This is a genomic window from Roseateles sp. P5_D6 (genome assembly GCF_054049415.1).
Window position 1 is genome coordinate 43,553 of sequence record NZ_JBFUMK010000032.1, and the last position, 18,102, is coordinate 61,654.

Here is an 18,102-nt window from a genome sequence, read left to right on the forward strand (position 1 = left end):
GCGCGAGGGTTCACCAGAGGCTGTGCACCTGCGGCGCGATGCGGCGCTGGTAGACGTCCACTAGTGCCTGCATCAGCGGCGCGGGCAGGGCGGCCAGGTCGGCAGCGCTGACGTTCTCATCCACCTGCTCGGGTGTGCGGCCGCCGGGGATGGCGGTCGTGACGGCCTCATTCATCAGGATCCAGCGCAGCGCCAGTCTGGCCATGCTCACTCCCGGGGGCAGCAGGGCGCGTAATTCCTCGACGGCGGCGAGGCCCTGCTCGAAATCGACCCCCGAGAAGGTCTCGCCCTTGTCGAAGGCCTCGCCCTGGCGGTTGAAGCCGCGGTGGTCGTCTGCACCGAAGCGGCTGTCGCGCGTGAACTTGCCGCTCAGCATGCCGCTGGACAGTGGCAGCCGCGCCAGCACGCCAACCTGCGCCGCCTGGGCCGCAGGCAGGAAGGCTTCGGCCGGCCGCTGGCGGAACAGGTTGTAGATGATCTGCACCGACTGCACGCCGGGAAACTTCAGCGCCGCGAGGGCTTCGTCGATGCGCTCAACGCTGACGCCGTAGTGGCGTAGCTTGCCTTCGCGCACCAGGTCGTCCAGTGCGGCGAAGACCTCGGGCATGGCGTAGACGGCGCTGGGCGGGCAGTGCAGCTGCAGCAGGTCCAGGCTGTCGGTCCCGAGGTTCTGCAGGCTGCGCTCGATGAAGGGCCGCAGATCGCGGTAGCCCTCGGCGATGTGCGGGTTCAGGCGCCGGCCGGCCTTGGTGGCGATGTAGAAGGCTTCACCGGGGCGCTCGCGCTTGAGGCGGGCCAGCAGGCGCTCGCTGTGGCCATCGCCGTAGACGTCGGCGGTGTCGAAGAAGTTCACACCGCGGTCCAGCGCCCGGTGCAGGGCCGCCATCGCGGCGCTGTCGTCCGTATGGCCCCAGGTGCCACCGATGGCCCAGGCGCCGAAGCCGATGGCAGAGATGTTCCAGCCAGTGCGGCCGAGGGAGCGGTAGATCATGGGAATGCCAGACAGTGGATGCGAAATGGTATCGCAACCATTTGATGGAAAAGAAACGGCCCCACGAAGGGGCCGCATCGGTTCAAAGAACTTCGGAAGCGAAATCCGCCAACCGCGAGCGCTCGCCGCGGGCCAGCGTCACGTGGCCGCTGTGGGCCCAGCCCTTGAAGCGGTCAACCGCAAACGTCAGGCCTGAACTGCCCTCGGTCAGGTAGGGCGTGTCGATCTGCGCCAGGTTGCCCAGGCAGACGATTTTGGTGCCCGGTCCGGCGCGCGTGATCAAGGTCTTCATCTGTTTGGGCGTCAGGTTCTGGGCCTCGTCGATGATGACGAACTTGTTCAAGAAGGTGCGCCCGCGCATGAAGTTCAGGCTTTTGATCTTGATCTTGCTGCGCACCAGGTCATTGGTGGCGGCACGGCCCCATTCGCCGGCGGTGGAGCCGCCCTTGGCCAGCACCTCGAGGTTGTCGTCGAGSGCGCCCATCCAGGGGCTCATCTTCTCTTCCTCGGTGCCCGGCAGGAAGCCGATGTCCTCGCCCACGGGCACCGTCACGCGGGTGACGATGATCTCGCTGTAGCGGCGGTCATCGAAGACCTGAGCCAAGGCGGCAGCCAGCGTCATCAGCGTCTTGCCGGTGCCGGCGGTGCCGGTCAGCGTGATGAAGTCGCATTCCGGGTCCATCAGCAGGTTCAGCGCGAAGTTCTGCTCGCGGTTGCGCGACGTCACGCCCCAGACGGCGTGCTTCTGATTGCCGTAGTCCTTCAGCGTGCGCAGCACGGCCGTCTTGCCGGTGATCTCGGTGACCTTGGCGTACAGGGGCGTCTCGCCGGGCGCCTCCAGGTAGACCAGCTCGTTGATCAGCAGCGTGGGCACGAGCGGGCCGCTGATGCGGTAGTAGGTCGTGCCGCCCTGCTGCCAGCTCTCCATGGTCTTGCCATGGCGGTCCCAGAAATCCGAGGGCAGAGCCTGGACGCCGGTGTAGAGCAGGTCGGAGTCTTCCAGCGTCTTGTCGTTGCGGTAATCCTCGGCGGGCAGACCAAGGGCCCGCGCCTTGATGCGCATGTTGATGTCCTTGGACACCAACACCACTTCCCGGCCTGGGTGCATGCCCTTCAGCGCCTGGACCACGCCCAGGATCTGGTTGTCCGCCTTGCCCTGGGGCAGGCCTTGCGGCAGCGGCGCATCGATCAGCTCGGTCTGGAAGAAGAGCTTGCCCTCGGCTTCGCGGTGGCCCGTGCCGGCCAGGGGCAGGCCCTTGGCCATCTCCTCGATGCCGCTGGTCTTCAGGCTGGCGGCGAGCTGGTCCAGTTCGCGGCTGACCTGGCGCACGTTGCGGGCGACCTCGGTCATGCCCTTCTTGTGGCCGTCCAGCTCCTCGAGCGTGATCATGGGCAGGAAGACGTCGTGCTCCTCGAAGCGGAACAGCGASRTCGGGTCGTGCATCAGCACRTTSGTGTCGAGCACGAAGAGCTTGGCGGCGCCGGCGGGTTTTCGCGTGCGTTTGGGCGCGGCGGCTCTGGCCGGCGCCTTGCTGGCTGTTTTTATGGGCAGTCCCGGCCTGGCGGCAGCGGGGCTGGAGGTGGGGGTGGGAAGCCGCAGCACTTCGGCTGTCGGCACCGCGACCGGAGCGGCGGCGGGCGCGACGACGACGGGAGGCGTCGCGCGAGGTTTGCTGGGGGTCAGAGTGGCCGAATAAGCAGAGGCATCGAGGCGGCTGGCGCGTTGTGCAGGAGGCTTAGGCAGTGGCATTTACGGCGGATGGGCGACAAGTGAACCCCACGCGATCCAGGCTCCAGAAAGCAAAAAGCCGCACAGGATGAGTGCGGCTTTGCAGTCTGTGACAAGGATTCGACCCGGGGCATGAGCTGATTATGCACATACCGCGGGGGCCCGCGATGTCAGCAAACAACGCGTTTTTCGCGCGTCATGTGGCGCCTTGTGCGGCTTAGGCGGCTTCCTTCTTGAGGCCCTTCACGGCCTTCAGCACCTCGTCGACGTGGCCGGCGACCTTGATGCCGCGCCATTCGCCCACCAGGATGCCGTTCGGGGCGATCAGGAAGGTCGAGCGCTCGATGCCCTTGACCTTCTTGCCGTACATGATCTTGTTCTTGACCACGCCGAACATGTGGCAGAGCTTTTCTTCCGTGTCGGCGATCAGCTCGAAGGGCAGCTCCAGGGCCTGCTTGAACTTCTCGTGCGAGGCCATGTTGTCGCGCGAAACACCGAGCACCACCGCGCCGGCCTTCACGAAGTCCTTGTGGCGGTCGCGGAATTGCATCGCCTCGGTGGTACAACCGGGCGTGTTGTCCTTCGGGTAGAAATACAGCACGACCGACTTGCCCAGGAAGGCATTGGCAGTGAACTTCACGCCGCCGGTGGCTTGAGCCTCAATTTCCGGCAGGGGTTTGTTGAGCGCAGGCGTCATTGGGGGGTGCAGCAGGAGTTGTGCTCACGGGGTCCCCGGTTCGTGATCGCTCTGTGAAGCCTTTCACAAAAACAATCTACGCGGGCGCCCGCAAGCAATAGCCCGTGATTATAAAGCCTCCCCGGTCTCCCGACCGGCGGAGGTCATCCCTCAATGAGCAATGCTGCCAGAACGTTGCGGCCTTCACTGGCAAGCACGTTGTAAGTGCGGCAAGCGGCTGCGTTGTCCATGACTTCGAAGCCGATGCGCGCTTCAACCAGCCCACGCCACAGGGCCGGGCTCGGGAAACGCAACCGGGCGCCGCTGCCGAAGACGACCAGTTCGGGGTTCAAGGCCTTGATCGCTTCGAAATGTGCAGGCTGAAGTTCCTCGAAGCGCGAAGGCGCCCAGGCAGCCACGTCGCCTTTCCAGGGGACCAGGACACTCGCCGTGTGCGGCCGGCCGTTGACCCAGACCCCCTGGGCGTCATGGCGCGAAATGCTGTTGCCGCCTTGCGGCTCGTCAAGCTGGAACTTCATCGGGAAAAGGTGCGAAAAGCCGGGCGCGAGTGTCGCGCAGAACGGCAGGCCGCATGCCCGGGCCTTGCTTAAACTCCAAGATCCCCCTTTTTGCACCTTCTTGCACTGCAGCATTGCTGCGCCGGAGCCCCTTTTGAAGCCCATCGCCAAGTCCAGCAAGCTCGCCAGCGTCAGCTATGACATCCGCGGCCCCGTGCTGGACAAGGCGCGCCAGATGGAGGAAGAGGGCCAGAAGATCATCAAGCTGAACATCGGCAACACGGCGGTGTTCGGCCTGACGCCGCCGGACGAGATCGTGCAGGACATGATCCGCAACCTCGGCGACGCCGGCGGCTACACCGACAGCAAGGGSCTGTTCGCGCCGCGCAAGGCGGTSGTGCACTACACGCAGCAGCAGGGCGTCAAGGGTGTGACGGTGGACGATGTCTACCTGGGCAACGGCGCCTCCGAGCTGATCCAGATGGCGATCAACGCCCTGGTCAACGATGGTGACGAGATCCTGATCCCGGCGCCCGATTTCCCGCTCTACACCGCCGTCGTCGGCTTGTCGGGCGGCAGGCCGGTGCACTACCGCTGTGACGAGGGCGCCGGCTGGCTGCCCGACCTGGCCGACATCGAGGCCAAGATCAGCCCGCGCACCCGCGGCATCATGGTCTGCAACCCGAACAATCCGACCGGCGCGCTGTATCCGGACGACCTGCTGCTGGGCATCATTGAACTGGCTCGCAAGTACCAACTCGTCATCTTTGCCGACGAGATCTACGACAAGACGCTTTACGACGGCAACACGCACACCAGCATGGCGTCCCTGGCCGACGACGTGCTCTTCATCACCTTCAACGGCCTGTCCAAGAACTACCGTGCCTGCGGCTACCGTGCCGGCTGGATGATCGTCAGCGGCGAGAAGCGCCATGCCCGCGACTACATCGAGGGCCTGAACATGCTGGCGTCCCTCCGCCTGTGCTCCAACACGCCGGGTCAATTGGCGATCCAGACCGCGCTGGGCGGCTACCAGAGCATCAAGGATCTGGTCGCGCCGACCGGGCGGCTGTGCCACCAGCGCGATCTGGCCTATGAGCTGCTGACGCAGATCCCGGGCGTCAGCGTCGTCAAGCCCAAAGCGGCCCTCTACATGTTCCCGAGGCTGGACCCCAAGGTCTACCCCATCGCCGACGACCAGCAGTTCGCCTACGAGCTGCTCGCCGAGGAGAAGGTGCTGATCGTCCAGGGCACCGGTTTCAATTGGCCCGAGCATGACCACTTCCGCCTCGTCTTTTTGCCCAATGTGGATGATCTGCGTGAGGCCATTGGCCGCATCGACCGTTTCCTGGCCGGCTACCGCCGCCGCCACACTTCCTGATTTCCTGTCCTGAGAGCCCTGCGATGAAAGCGATTCAAGTTGGCCTGATCGGCCTCGGCACCGTCGGTGCCGGCACCTTCCACGTCTTGCAGCGCAACCAGGCCGAGATTCGCGGCCGCGCCGGCCGGGGCATCGAGATCGCGATGGTGTCCGCCCGCAACGCCGAGCGCGCCAAGGCCTACCAGGCCATCGTGGGTGACGGCGTGCCCTGCGTCGGTGACGCGCAGCAGCTCGTCAACAACCCGGATATCGACATCGTCGTCGAGCTGATCGGCGGCATCGAGCCGGCCCGCAGCCTCGTGCTGCAGGCGATTGCCAACGGCAAGCATGTCGTCACCGCCAACAAGGCCCTGCTGGCCCTGCACGGCACTGAGATCTTCGAAGCGGCGCGCGAGAAGGGCGTCGTCGTCGCCTTCGAGGCGGCCGTGGCCGGCGGCATCCCCATCATCAAGGCGCTGCGCGAAGGCCTGACGGCCAACCGCATCGAGTGGATCGCCGGCATCATCAACGGCACCACCAACTTCATCCTGTCGGAGATGCGCGGCAAGGGCCTGGACTTCGCCACCGTGCTGAAGGAAGCGCAACGCCTGGGCTATGCCGAGAGCGACCCGACCTTCGACATCGAAGGCGTGGACGCGGCCCACAAGCTGACCCTGATGAGCGCCATCGCCTTCGGCGTGCCGGTGCAGTTCGACAAGGCCCACGTCGAGGGCATCAGCAGCCTGCAGGCCACCGACATCAAGTACGCCGAGCAGCTCGGCTACCGCATCAAGCTGCTGGGCATCACGCGCCGTCGTGACAATGGCATCGAGCTGCGCGTCCACCCGACGCTGATCCCATCCAGCCGCCTGATCGCCAACGTCGAAGGCGCGATGAATGCCGTCGTCGTGCAGGCCGATGCCGTCGGTACGACGCTCTACTACGGCAAGGGTGCCGGCGCCGAGCCGACCGCGTCGGCCGTCGTCGCCGACCTGGTGGACGTGACCCGCCTGCACACGGCCGACCCCGACCACCGTGTGCCGCACCTGGCCTTCCAGCCCGACGCGATGAGCGACACACCCATCCTCGAGATGGCCGACGTGCACACGGCCTTCTACCTGCGCCTGGTCGTGGCCGACCAGCCGGGCGTGCTGTCGCGCATCACCACCATCCTGGCCGAGCACGACATCTCCATCGACGCCGTGCTGCAGCGCGAGTCGGGCGAAGGCGAGCGCCAGACCGACCTCATCATCCTGACGCACGACACGGTGGAAGGCCGCATGAACGAGGCCCTGGCCAAGATGCAGGGCCTGCCCACCGTGCTCGCCCCCATCGTCCGCATCCGCAAGGAAGAGCTCGCCTGAGCCTGAACTGACATGAAGTACATCTCCACCCGCGGCGACCAGACCGAGCGCGGCTTCTCCGACATCCTGCTCGAAGGCCTCGCTCCCGACGGCGGCCTTTACCTGCCCAAGGCCTACCCGAAAGTCGACGCCGCCACGCTCACTCGCTGGCGCGGCCTGGCCTATGCCGACCTGGCCTTCGAGATCCTGTCGCTCTATATCGACGACATCCCCGCCGACGACCTGCGCGCCATCACGCGCAAGGTCTACACAGCCGAAGTGTTCGGCACCGAGCAGATCACGCCGCTCACCTGGCTGGGCGACCACATCGCGCTGCAAGGCCTGTCCAACGGCCCGACGCTGGCCTTCAAGGACATGGCCATGCAATTGCTGGGCGCGCTGTTCGAGTACGAACTCGGCCGTCGCGGCGAGACGCTGAACATCCTGGGCGCAACGCCCGGCGACACCGGCAGCGCSGCCGARTACGCCATGCGCGGCAAAAAGGGCGTCAATGTCTTCATGCTCAGCCCCAACGGCCGCATGAGCCCCTTCCAGCAGGCGCAGATGTTCAGCCTGCARGACGAGAACATCCACAAYATCGCCRTCGAYGGYGTRTTYGACGACTGCCAGGACATCGTCAAGGCCGTGTCCAACGACCTSGCCTTCAAGCGCSAGCACMRSATYGGCACGGTCAACTCCATCAACTGGGCGMGSCTGMTGGCYCAGGTSGTCTACTACTTYGCMGGCTATTTCCAGGCSACGARSARCAACRCCGAGAAGRTCARCTTCACGGTSCCSWSCGGCAACTTCGGCAACGTCTGYGCCGGCCACGTSGCSCGCATGATGGGCCTGCCCGTCAAGCAGCTGGTTGTSGCGACCAACGAGAACGATGTGCTGGACGAGTTCTTCCGCACCGGCGCCTACCGCCCGCGCAGCACGGCCGACACSCACGAGACSTCCAGYCCGTCGATGGACATCTCCAAGGCSAGCAATTTCGAGCGCTTCGTCTTCGACCTGCTCGGCCGCGACGGTGGTCGCGTGAAGCAGCACTTCGGCGCCAGCCAGTTCGAGCTGGGCGGCGGCGAGCATGCCGACATCGCCGGCTTCGGCTTCGTGTCCGGCCGCAGCACGCATGCCGACCGTGTGGCAACCATCCGCCGCTGCCATGCCGAGCACGGCGTCATCATCGACCCGCACACCGCCGACGGCCTCAAGGTGGCGCTGGAGAAGCGCGATCCCAACGTCACGATGCTGGTGCTGGAGACGGCCCTGCCGGCCAAGTTCGCGGCAACCATCCACGAGGCCCTGGCCATCGAGCCGCCGCGGCCCGCCGGGCTGGAAGGCATCGAAGAACTCCCCAAGCGCGTGAAGGTCATGCCGGCCGATGTAGGCCAGGTGAAGGCCTACATTCACGCCCATGTCTGAAGCCCCCAGGAAGCCGCTGATCCCGTTGGACGAGGCGCTGGCCGCGCTGCTGGCGCAGGTCCAGCCGCTGGCTGAACGCGAAACGCTGGCGACGAGCGCTGCCGTAGACCGCGTGCTGGCTGCGAACCTGATCTCGCCGGTGGACGTGCCACCGGCCGACAACTCGGCGATGGACGGCTATGCCCTGCGCGCCGCCGATGCGGGCCAGGCATTGCCTGTCACGCAGCGCATTCCCGCCGGCAGCGTGCCCGCACCGCTGCCACCCGGCGAGGCGGCGCGCATCTTCACGGGCGCCCATGTGCCACCGGGTGCGGACACCGTCGTCATGCAGGAGTTCACCGAGCTGGTGGGCGACAAGGTCAGCGTGACCCAGCCCGTCACCGCCGGCGCCAACGTGCGCCTGCGTGGCGAGGACGTGCGCGCCGGTTCGGTCGTGCTGCCTGCGGGCACGCGGCTCGACGCGGTCTCCGTCGGGCTGGCCGCGACCGCTGGCGCCGCCGAGCTGACCGTCACCCGCCGACCGCGTGTCGCACTGTTCTCCACCGGCGACGAACTCGTCATGCCCGGCGAGCCGCTGCCGCCCGGTGCCATCTACAACTCCAACCGCTTCACGCTGCGGACCCTGCTCGAAAGCCTGGGCTGCGAGGTCATCGACCTTGGCATCGTGCCCGACCGCCTCGATGCAACCCGCGCCGCGCTGCGCGAAGCCGCGTCCCAGGCCGACGTCATCCTCACCTCGGGGGGCGTGTCCGTCGGCGAGGAAGATCATCTGCGCCCCGCCGTGCAGGCTGAGGGCCAGCTCGACCTGTGGGCCATCGCGATCAAGCCCGGCAAGCCGTTCGCGTATGGCCGCGTCGGCGAGGCGCACTTCATCGGCCTGCCCGGCAACCCGGTGTCCAGCCTCGTGACCTTCCTCGTCCTCGTGCGGCCCTTCCTGCTGAAACTGCAGGGCGCCGCGCGCCTGACGCCGCGGGGCTATCGCCTGGCGGCCGGCTTTGATTGGCCCAAGCCCGACAAACGCCGCGAGTTTCTGCGGGTGCGTCTGGACGAAGAGGGTGGCTTGGCCATGTTCTCCAACCAGAGCAGCGGCGTCTTGACCTCGGCGTTCTGGGCCGACGGCCTGCTCGACAACCCCGCCGGCCAGGCCTTCAAGGCCGGCGACGCGGTGCGCTTCATTCCGTTCGCGGAGCTGCTGGCGTGAGCATCACGGTCCGACTGCGGTTCTTTGCGTCGCTGCGCGAGAAGCTGGGCGGGGGCGAGGCGATCACCTTGCCTGAGGGCAGCACCGTCGCCGTGGCGCGCGAGTCGCTGCAGGCACGTGGTGGCATTCATGCTGAGGCTCTGGCATGTGGTCGCGCAGTGCGCGCAGCGTTGAACCAGAAGATGTGCGCCGAGTCCGCCGTACTGTCGGACGGCGACGAGCTGGCCTTCTTTCCTCCCGTCACTGGAGGCTGACGTGCAGGGCCTGCATCTGACGGCCGACCTGCACGGCGTCGACCCGGCGCTGGCGATCATGCGCGACGCCGACGCGCTCGCCGCGCTGTGCCGCGACGCAGTGACCCGTTCAGGGCTCACCGGCGTCGCCGAACTCTTCCACCGTTTCGCACCCAAGGACGAGCAGAGTGGCGTCACCGGCGTCGTGTTGCTGGCCGAATCCCACCTGGCCGTGCACACCTGGCCGGAACTGGGCGGCGTGACGCTGGACGTCTATGTCTGCAACTACGGCGCCGACAACAGCGCCAAGGCCGAGGCCCTGCTCGATGCCTTGCTGAAGGCGTTCGCGCCGCGCGAGACGGCAGTTCAAAGGCTGAGCCGCGCGGCCGCCTCAATGCCCGCGGTGTAGGCCTCCTCGAACACCGAGTACCCCGCCAGGTCGCTGTGTGCGAACACGACGCGGCCGCGCTGGGCGTTCAGCGCGGCCAGCTCGGCCGAGCCACGCAGGCCAGGTGTGGGGATGCTCATCGCATGGCCGAAGCGGCAGAGGTCGATGCGCTCGAGCTTGGCCGGCAGGTCCGGGTGGGTCTGGGCCAGCTCCTGGGTGACGATCCGGGCCCAGTGCTGCCAAGGCTGCTTCAGCAGCTCGCCACGCTGGCTTTCGGGCAGGGCGAGGTAGGCCGTCAGCACCGGCGGGCGCGGTGTCGGATCGCGCGACTGGTGACGCGCGTCGACATAGCCCAGGGCCGCGCTGCCATAGCGCACGTTGTCCCAGGAGGGTGGCGCGCCGGGGCGTTGCAGCAGCGGCTCGCGAAGCGCGATGCTGGCCGTCAGCCAGGGGGCGTGGGCTTGTTTCACCGAGCGCAGGGCGTCAGGCGGCGCGGCCAGCAGCCGGGCCGACACGAACAAGGGCGCGGCCATGACGACGGCGCGCGCTGCCCAGCGTTCGGGCGCGCCGGTCGCCTCGTTCCAGGCCAGCAGTTCGACGCCCTGGCGCTGTTCGCTGACCCGCAACACCGTGCGGCCAAGGTGGATGCGCTCGCGCAGCGGCGCGGCGATGTGGGCGCTGAGCCAGCCATTGCCTTCGGCCCATGTCAGCACCGGCTCGCGCTCGGCCGCCTCGTCACCGGGCGCATGGAAGCCATGGCGGCTGGCGAAATAGTGCAGACCGGCCCAGGCAGAGACGGTGCTGTCCCCGGCGCCGAAGTCGTCGCGGCAGCAGTAGTCGAGATACCAGCGAAGCCGGGTATCGTTCAGGCCGGCGGTGTCCAGCCAGGTGGCGAAGGTCTGGGCGTCGAGCGTGGCATGGCCGGCGGTCCAGCGGGCGCGGTGGCTGGGCATGGCAAAGCCGAGCTCGCGCTGGGCCTGGGTGACCAGGGCGGAGAAGCGCCGGTACTGCGCTAGCGACTGCGCGCCGTCAGGCGGTGGCAGCAGGCCCTCGCGCCATTCGCCGTCGATAAAGAGGCGCTCCTGTGGGCTGTGGCAGAGGTGGCGCTCGTCCCAGACCGTGCGGCCGAGTTGCTCGCGGGCCAGGCCCAGCTCGTGCAGCAGCTCATTGACTTCACGCGCCTGGGCGCCGGGCAGTGGCAGGTAGTGAGCGCCGAGGGGGCAGGGCGCGCCGGCCAGCACGTGGCCACGGCTGTTGCCGCCGGCCTGGTCTTCGAGGTCGAGCAGGGCGAAGTCGTCGATGCCGCGCCGGGCCAGCGCACGCGCGCAGGCCAGGCCGGCGACGCCAGCGCCGACGATGAGCACGCCCGTGGTCTTCAGCGGCCCGTCGGCCTTCGGTCTTTCGCCCCGCAGCCGATGGCCGCGCTCGGGATGGGTGCCGACCCAGCCGCCCTGCAGGGCCGGCGCGTCGGGCGTGCAGCCGCCGGCCAGCAGGCCGAGCAACAGCGCCCGGCGGGAGGGGCCGGTGGTTTCGACGCGGGAAAAAGAGGGCTGGGGCGGGCGCAAGGGCGGCAGGGTAGCAGCCTGCGCCGTCGCCTCGCCCGTCAGCTCGCCACGGGCTTCACATCGTCGCCATCACTGTTTGAGCGCCATTCGCGCAGCTCTTCGGCCAATACCGGGTGGTGGTCGGCCGCGGCGCGCTGCATCAGCGCTTCGACATTGGCTTCGGTCACATGCTCGTGGCCGACGCCGTGGACGAGGTTGTCATAGATGCTGTCAATATTCCTGGCATCGGTGCCGGGCGGCGTCGAGGGCAGGTCGACCTGGGCCAGGGCTTCGGGCTTCAGGGTGGCAGTCTGCATGGGTGGCTCCTGCGCCAGCGTCTTTTGCCGGCGAGCCGATCTTCCGGCAAAAGGCGCGCCTAGTGAACCTGGCCCCACTCGGTTTCAAACTCTTGCACCAGCACCTGGTTGCTGAGGCGATTCACCTCGGTCGGTACGCGCGCCATGTCGGGCGGAAAGTCGAGGAGGGCGGGCAGGCTCTGCGGGCTGAGGAAGCGCAGGCCGGGCGGGAAGGCCGCTGGCTGCCGGAAGGGCCGCCGCGAGGCCAGCACAAAGCCCCATTCGCCAAAGCTCGGCACATGCGCGTGGTAGGGCGTGGCGGTAAGTCCGACCGATTCCAGTGTCGTGACGACGGTCCAGAAACTGCGCCGCGCGATCAGCGGCGAGGTGGTCTGCACGACSGCGTAACCGGCGGCGCTGAGGTGCTGGTCGACGAGCTCGTAGAAGCTGGCCGTGTAGAGCTTGCCGAGGGCGAAATTGGACGGGTCGGGGAAGTCGATGACGATGACGTCGAAAACCTCGGCGTGCTGTTCCAGCCAGCCGAAGGCATCGGCATTGACGATGCGCAGCTTGGGCGACGACAGCGAATGGCCGTTGAGCGCCGCGAGCTTGGGGTTGGTCGTGAACAGGCCGGTCATCAATGGGTCCAGCTCCACCAGCGTCACCTGCTCGACGCTCGAGTACTTCAGGATCTCGCGCACGGCCATGCCGTCGCCGCCGCCGAGCACCAGCACGCGCTTCGGGGCCCCCTGGGCCGCCATGGCGGGATGCACGAGGGCCTCGTGATAGCGGTACTCGTCGCGCGAGTGGAATTGCAGGTTGCCGTTGAGGAAGAGCCGCGTGCCGCCGCCGCCATCGGTGACGACGATGCGCTGGTAGGCGCTGCTCTGCTTGAAGACGATGTGCTCGCCGTAGAAGCGTTCCTCGGACCAGCGCGTCAGCGCATCGGCGCCGAGCAGGGCGGCCAGCAGCAGCACGGCCGACAGCCCGCAGGCGATGGCCTGGCTGCGGCGCGCGCGCAGCTCGGCGCGAAAGATCCACAGTGCCCAGACCGCGACGGCCACGTTCAGCAGGCCGAAGGCGATGCCCGTGCGCACCAGGCCGAGCTGAGGCACCAGCACCAGCGGGAAAGCCAGCGCGACCAGCAGGGCGCCAAGGTAGTCGAAGGTCAGCACCTGCGAGACCAGGTCTTTCAGGCCATTGCGAGCGCTGAAGTGGCGCTTCAGGATGCGCATSACGAGCGGGATCTCCAGCCCSACCAGGRYGCCGACSAGCAGCACCAGCGCGTAGAGCAGGGTCTTGAAGGCCGCACCTTCGCCCGGCGGCAGCAGGCTGTGCACGGCGAACAGGCCCGCCGGCATCAGGCCGCCGATGACGCCAACGAGCAGCTCCACCTGCAGGAAGACGCCGACGAGCTGGCGCTCCACGAAGCGCGACAGCCAGGAGCCCAGGCCCATGGCGAAGAGATAGACGCCGATGACGGTGGAGAACTGCAGCACCGAGTCGCCAAGCAGATAGCTGGCCAGCGCGCCGGCCGCCAGCTCGTAGACCAGGCCGCAGGCGGCGATGACGAAGACGCTGGCGAGCAGCAGCAGCTCGGCCAGTGAAGCGCGAGCGGTGGACTGCTGCTCGGTCACGGCTTGAGCAGCACCGAGAAGGCCAGCCGCTTGCCGTCCGGGCTGGCGGCGATGTTGCGGATGGCGCCGCCCAGGTCGGCGAGTTCGGCAAAGGCCTGGAAGCTGCCGCCCAGCTTGCCATCCCAGCGCAGCAGCAGATTGCCGCGCGCCATCAGCATCGAGCCATCGGGCAGGGCCACGAAGTACTGGCTGCGGTTGGCGTCTTTTTCGCCCTCCGGGCCGACGGGCGTCTCCACCAGCACCTGCGGCGCCTTGTCAGCTGCGCCCATCGCACAGATGCGCCAGTGGGCCGGGTCGGTCTGGTCGACGAAGAGGGCGCGCTTGCCGTCGGCCGTGCGGCCCAGCGACCGGCCGGGCTTGGCGGTCAGCAGCGTCTGCTGGCCGGTGGTGCGGCTGATGAGCACAGCCCGGTGGTTGTTGCGCTCCGGCACGTCGTCGACGATGAAGGCGGCCAACTGGTCGGGGTTGACCCAGGCGTGGTAGCCGATGCGCTTGGTCGGTACCACGGGTGCGACGGGCTTGCCGTCCCAGCCGAACAGCCACAGGGACGGCTCGTTGACCTCGATGCCGTAGGCCGGATCGGCGGTGACGACGCGGATGGCCGAGAAGCCGTTGCCGTCGACCAGCGGCGTCGGCGAGTAGAGGTTCTCGGTCGTCGCGGTGACGGCCACGGTCGTGCCCTTGGCAAGGTCGTGGCGGTAGATGTTGTTTGAACCGGTGCGGCCCGAGGTGTAGACGACGGCCGAGCCGTCGTGGGTGAAGGCCGGCTGGAAGTTGTTGCCCTTGCCGGGCGTGATGTTGCGGGTGTCGCTGACCTTGCCCGTGGCGACGTCGAGCCGTGCGACGAAGATGGCCACGTCGGGTGGTGCATCGGCGGCCGAAACGGGCAGGGCGATGGCGAGGAACATGGCCGTGGCGAGGTGGCGGACGGAGAGTTTCATGGCTGGCCTGTGCGGTCGTTCGGCGGGCCGCGAGTTTCGCCCATCCATCGCGCTAGAAAGAAACCGGCTGAGGCAGGGCCTTGCTCCAGTAATAGATGTCCCAGCCGGCGCGCAGGCCGCCGGTGGTGAAGGGGTCGGTCGCGATCAGCGCCTCGACGGCGGCCTTGTCCGGTGCACGCACCACCCACAGGCCGCCAACTGGTGTTGCCTCAGGTGATTCGCGCAGTGAGCCGGCTGCACGCACCTGGGCGGCGTTCGCGGCTACCCATTCCAGATGAGCCTGCAGCAGTTGGCGCCGCAATTCGCCGGCGCCTGGCTTGTCGTGAAAGCGGATGGCGAACAGCGTCCAGTCCTCGAGGGCGTTGGCGGTCAGTGCGGCGAAGTCATGGGTCGATGGCATTGCAGTTGTCTTTGTATTGAGGCCATCCGACTCCAGTTCATCTGGCCGGCCCGCGCTGGCGATGTGCTTGCGGTTCAATACCGCAAGCATCGCCGTCCCCTCGGGAGACCGGCCAAGGTACTCCTTGGACGAGGGCTTCACGTCACGGCGTGCCCATCGCTTCGCGGTAGCGCATCGCATCCAGGATGCGGTTGCGCGTGGTCGGGTGGTGGAAGAACACGAACTCCTCCAGCGCACCGGCGTCGGCCTTGCGGTACTCCACCAGTCGCAGCTGCGCCTCGGCAAAGCCGTGCGGCTCGCGCGACAGGTTCAGGCCGAAGCGGTCGGCCTCGATCTCCTGGACGCGGGTGATGGTGTGGTTGATGGGCATGGCGAGCGTGAAGAAGATCGAGAACACGGCCACCAGCATCGGCAGGCCGGCCACGTCGTCGATGCGACTCACGCCGGTGGCGGTGGCAAAGCGCGCCAGCAGGCGCTTCATGGCCCAGGCCGCGACGGCGAAGCCGACGAAGAGCAGCGGCGTCAGCATCGCGATGTTCTTGGCCATGTGGTTCATCACATAGTGGCCCAGCTCATGGCTCATGACGGCGCGGATCTCGGCCTCGGAGGTGCGGCGCAGCAGGTTGTCGTTCAGTCGCACGGCGGCCGAGCCCAGCATGCCGGACACATTGGCGCTGATGCGCGTCGTCTGCCGGGAGGCGTCGAAGACGTAGACGTTGTCCACCGGCACGCCGTTGGCGTGGGCCATCTGCAGCACGGCCGTCTTGACGGGGCCGTCCTCGACCGGCTTGTAGGTGTTGAAGAGCGGCTGGATGAGGACGGGCGAGATGGCGATCAGCACGATGAGGGCGGCAATGCCAGCGGCTGTGCCCCAGATCCACCAGCGCTCGCCGGCACGACGGATCACGGCGTACAGCCCGGCGACAACGATGCCCATCATCAGCATGTCGAGGCCTTGTGAGAGAGCCGCCTCGCCCAGCCAGGCCAGCAGGGTCTGCGTCGACATGCCATAGGCCTGTTCGCGCCACCAGCCGCTGTAGAGGGCCAGTGGCAGGGTGATGACGGCCGAGGCGAGCACATAGGTCGCGCCGAACAGCATGTCGCGCCGCACCGGCCCGCCGCCGACGCGCAGGGCCCGGTCGCGCAGGCGCGCCGCGCGGCGCCCGCTCATAGCCGCCGGTGTAGTAGGCATCGGACTTGGCGACCACGTCGGCGGGCAGCCGGTCCATATAGGCCTGGGTGGCGGCCTCGGCATCGCGCGGCAGGGCGGCGCGCCAGGCATCGTCGACGGGGCGGATCTTGAAGCCCGAGGCCTGGGCGGTGGCATCGGCCTTCTGAGCTTGAGCTTGGGCCTGCGCGGCATCGTCTGCGGCGTGGGCCAGCGTGAGGCTGAGCGCCAGGGTGGCTGCGGTCAACCATGTCTTCATCAAGGCCTCCTGATTTGAAGCGGCGCGCGATTGTGGCGACGCTCACCGCACCCGGAGGCGCCGTGCGACAGGCTGCGTGCAGGGCAGGATGGACGGCTTCAGCCGTGGATGGCCGCCGCGACGATGTTGCCGATGGAAATGCACATCGCGCCAACGACGATGGCCAGCGCGATGTTCTTGTGCTCGACGATCTCTTCCCACAGCTTGTAGGGCGTGATCTTGTCGACGATSACGAAGSAGAYCCAGAAGATGACGACGCCGATGATGGCGTACATCATGGAGCCGAGGACGATTTCGGGCTTGAGCCAGTCGAGGGTCATGGTGCTCTCCAATGAGTTGAGTTCATTTGTGGCCGCCGCCACCGCTGCTGTAGCCGCCGTAGCTGCCGCCGCTGTTGCCGATATAGGCGCCGCTGCCGCGCGAACTGGCGCGGCACTGGCGGTACTCATTGCTGTTCTCGCCGAAGCTGTTCTTGTACTGCTGGCAGTCGTCGCTGGAGCAGGCGCGCATCAGCGCGAACAACAGCACGATGACGAACAGGGCGATGATGATGTTGCGCAGCAGGTTGCCGCCGCTCTTGAAGGCGGAAGTGTCACGTGCGAACTGGACGGCCGGTGCCACCAGGTTGAAGGCCGTCTTCACGGTGTCGGCCGGCACCGGGCTGCCGCCGCTCCAGGTGATCTCGGGGCCCTGCTGCTCGCGGCTCAGCAGGAATTGGCCGTCGCGGGTGATGTAGTCGGTGACCTGGACGCGGTCTTCCAGCCGCACGGGCCAGTAGAACTCGCCCAGTACATGGGTCGTCTTGGCGCCGTAAACCCAGCGCTGCGCATAGTCGCGCCCCTGCCAGCTGACGCCGCCGCGGCCCGAGGTGGGCGCGCCGGTGAGGGTGCGCACCAGGCTCCAGCCCTCGCGGGTGTCGACTAGGAAGGCAAAGCCCGCCAGCCGGTTGTAGAGCAGGTATTCGCGCCAGAAGCTCTGCTCGTCGTCGGCGTCCTCGGGGATGTCGCAGCGCTCCTGGTAGCCCACGACCTGCCAGGCTTCGGGCTTGCCGCCGTCAACGGCCAGCGTGCCGGTGCGGCCCAGCGGAATCAGCGGCGGCAGGCCGCGATCCTGCGGGGTGAAGCCCAGGGCCTTGGATTCGCCCTCCGGCAAGTCGACGACGGCATTGCACTGGGCGCAGACCATGCTCTTGGTCTGCGTGAGCTTGGGCTCCAGTGGTGCGCCGCAGCTCGGGCAGGCGATGGCCCGGCCCTTGAACTTGGCTTCCGCGACCGACTCGCCCTCGGCCGTGGTGCGCAGGCCCTGCAAGGCCATGTCGGCGAGAAGCACATTGCGGCCAACGGACCAGACCGGTGGCTGGCCGTCGCGGTATTCCAGGCTGCCGACCTCGCCCTTGTCGTTGCGCAGCTCGATGACGCGGCCCGGCTTGGGCGGCCGTGGCAGCTCGCCTTCGGCCGCACGCAGCGCCGCCTCGACGATGGCGGCCACCTGCCAGCGCTGGCCGGCCAGCGTCAGCGGCTGGCCGAGGGCGGGGGCTTCGGGCGGAGCTTCAGCGAGTGGCGCTTCCAGGCTGAGGACGAACTGGCCGTTGTCCTCGCTGAGCCAGGCCACGCGGGGTGCGTCGGCACCGGTGTCGAAGAACAGATGCCATTCGTTCCAGTTGCCCAGCTCCGAGCCACGCTGCACGCGGCCGACGACGGCAAAGCTGCGGCCCATCCAGCGGCCGGTCGTGCCGAGCTGCAGCGGTGAATAGTCTTCGAAGATCTCGGCGCTCTGGCCGATCTGGCTCAGCGCCTCACCGTCGCGCAGCAAGGTGCTGCGGCAGAAGCCGCAGACGGCACTCGCAGAAGCCGCGCTCGCGAACTCGACCGGCGCGCCGCAGTTGGGGCAGGCGGCGCGCCAGCGACGCTGGGCGGCTGGCGCCTGAGGGCCTGTGGACACTACGGAAGTAGGCCGCGAAGGCCATCCGCCCGGGGCCAATCAAGGCGTACCG

At 67.7% G+C, this 18,102-nt stretch carries 18 protein-coding genes; 6 read left to right on the forward strand and 12 right to left on the reverse strand.

Going from position 1 to position 18,102, the window contains the following annotated elements:
* Window positions 1-10: 10 nt before the first annotated feature.
* The 4 genes from ACXJKM_RS28275 to ACXJKM_RS28290 all read right to left on the reverse strand — a co-directional run bounded on the left by ACXJKM_RS28275 (window position 11) and on the right by ACXJKM_RS28290 (window position 4,049).
* Window positions 11-991: an aldo/keto reductase gene (locus ACXJKM_RS28275; RefSeq protein WP_457356405.1), complete on the reverse strand. Its 981-nt coding sequence runs from the start codon at window positions 989-991 to the stop codon at window positions 11-13.
* Window positions 992-1,073: 82 nt separating this feature from the next.
* Window positions 1,074-2,741 carry a PhoH family protein gene (locus tag ACXJKM_RS28280; protein WP_457356406.1) on the reverse strand — a complete coding sequence of 556 codons (1,668 nt, stop codon included), beginning with the start codon at window positions 2,739-2,741 and terminating at the stop codon, window positions 1,074-1,076.
* Between the two features lie 196 nt (window positions 2,742-2,937).
* Window positions 2,938-3,417 (reverse strand): peroxiredoxin, encoded by a 480-nt coding sequence (locus tag ACXJKM_RS28285; protein WP_056195593.1) that lies wholly within the window; start codon window positions 3,415-3,417, stop codon window positions 2,938-2,940.
* 143 nt (window positions 3,418-3,560) lie between these two features.
* Window positions 3,561-4,049, reverse strand: coding sequence for an Mth938-like domain-containing protein (locus ACXJKM_RS28290; protein WP_235531919.1), 489 nt, complete (start codon window positions 4,047-4,049; stop codon window positions 3,561-3,563).
* Between the two features lie 19 nt (window positions 4,050-4,068).
* Here ACXJKM_RS28290 and ACXJKM_RS28295 point away from each other — a divergent pair, with 19 nt between their 5' ends.
* From ACXJKM_RS28295 to speD, 6 genes are read left to right on the forward strand one after another with little or no spacing between them, the layout of a single operon-like run.
* The gene (locus tag ACXJKM_RS28295; protein WP_457356407.1) at window positions 4,069-5,295 is read left to right on the forward strand and encodes a pyridoxal phosphate-dependent aminotransferase; all 1,227 of its coding nucleotides are present in this window, start codon (window positions 4,069-4,071) and stop codon (window positions 5,293-5,295) included.
* A gap of 23 nt (window positions 5,296-5,318) precedes the next feature.
* Entirely contained in the window at window positions 5,319-6,638 is a 1,320-nt protein-coding gene (locus ACXJKM_RS28300; protein ID WP_457323918.1) for a homoserine dehydrogenase, read from the forward strand.
* A gap of 12 nt (window positions 6,639-6,650) precedes the next feature.
* On the forward strand, window positions 6,651-8,042 hold the full coding sequence (gene thrC / locus ACXJKM_RS28305) for a threonine synthase (protein WP_457356408.1): 1,392 nt from the start codon (window positions 6,651-6,653) through the stop codon (window positions 8,040-8,042).
* Window positions 8,035-9,243: a molybdopterin molybdotransferase MoeA gene (locus ACXJKM_RS28310; protein ID WP_457356409.1), complete on the forward strand. Its 1,209-nt coding sequence runs from the start codon at window positions 8,035-8,037 to the stop codon at window positions 9,241-9,243. Before thrC ends, ACXJKM_RS28310 begins: the two co-directional genes overlap by 8 nt.
* Window positions 9,240-9,497 carry a molybdopterin converting factor subunit 1 gene (moaD, locus tag ACXJKM_RS28315; protein ID WP_457356410.1) on the forward strand — a complete coding sequence of 86 codons (258 nt, stop codon included), beginning with the start codon at window positions 9,240-9,242 and terminating at the stop codon, window positions 9,495-9,497. The genes ACXJKM_RS28310 and moaD overlap by 4 nt, the downstream gene beginning before the upstream one ends.
* Before the next feature lies 1 nt (window position 9,498).
* On the forward strand, window positions 9,499-9,885 hold the full coding sequence (gene speD, locus ACXJKM_RS28320) for an adenosylmethionine decarboxylase (protein ID WP_457356412.1): 387 nt from the start codon (window positions 9,499-9,501) through the stop codon (window positions 9,883-9,885).
* On the opposite strand, the gene ACXJKM_RS28325 is transcribed toward speD, so the two are convergent.
* The 8 genes from ACXJKM_RS28325 to ACXJKM_RS28360 all read right to left on the reverse strand — a co-directional run bounded on the left by ACXJKM_RS28325 (window position 9,843) and on the right by ACXJKM_RS28360 (window position 18,050).
* A complete protein-coding gene (locus ACXJKM_RS28325; protein ID WP_457356413.1) occupies window positions 9,843-11,429 on the reverse strand; it encodes a flavin monoamine oxidase family protein in 1,587 nt (528 codons plus the stop codon). The genes speD and ACXJKM_RS28325 overlap by 43 nt on opposite strands.
* 38 nt (window positions 11,430-11,467) lie before the next feature.
* Complete coding sequence (locus ACXJKM_RS28330) at window positions 11,468-11,725, reverse strand: hypothetical protein (RefSeq protein WP_056195613.1); 258 nt, start codon at window positions 11,723-11,725, stop codon at window positions 11,468-11,470.
* A gap of 59 nt (window positions 11,726-11,784) precedes the next feature.
* On the reverse strand, window positions 11,785-13,341 hold the full coding sequence (locus ACXJKM_RS28335) for a polyamine aminopropyltransferase (RefSeq protein ID WP_457356414.1): 1,557 nt from the start codon (window positions 13,339-13,341) through the stop codon (window positions 11,785-11,787).
* The gene (locus ACXJKM_RS28340) at window positions 13,338-14,282 is read right to left on the reverse strand and encodes a TolB family protein (protein ID WP_162247759.1); all 945 of its coding nucleotides are present in this window, start codon (window positions 14,280-14,282) and stop codon (window positions 13,338-13,340) included. The genes ACXJKM_RS28335 and ACXJKM_RS28340 overlap by 4 nt, the downstream gene beginning before the upstream one ends.
* Before the next feature lie 52 nt (window positions 14,283-14,334).
* Complete coding sequence (locus ACXJKM_RS28345; RefSeq protein WP_056195621.1) at window positions 14,335-14,682, reverse strand: YciI family protein; 348 nt, start codon at window positions 14,680-14,682, stop codon at window positions 14,335-14,337.
* Between the two features lie 142 nt (window positions 14,683-14,824).
* Window positions 14,825-15,853 (reverse strand): M48 family metallopeptidase, encoded by a 1,029-nt coding sequence (locus tag ACXJKM_RS28350; RefSeq protein WP_457356415.1) that lies wholly within the window; start codon window positions 15,851-15,853, stop codon window positions 14,825-14,827.
* Window positions 15,854-16,207: 354 nt separating this feature from the next.
* Window positions 16,208-16,429, reverse strand: coding sequence for a DUF350 domain-containing protein (locus ACXJKM_RS28355; protein ID WP_457356416.1), 222 nt, complete (start codon window positions 16,427-16,429; stop codon window positions 16,208-16,210).
* Window positions 16,430-16,451: 22 nt separating this feature from the next.
* Window positions 16,452-18,050: a DUF4178 domain-containing protein gene (locus tag ACXJKM_RS28360; RefSeq protein ID WP_056195624.1), complete on the reverse strand. Its 1,599-nt coding sequence runs from the start codon at window positions 18,048-18,050 to the stop codon at window positions 16,452-16,454.
* Between the last annotated feature and the right edge of the window lie 52 nt (window positions 18,051-18,102).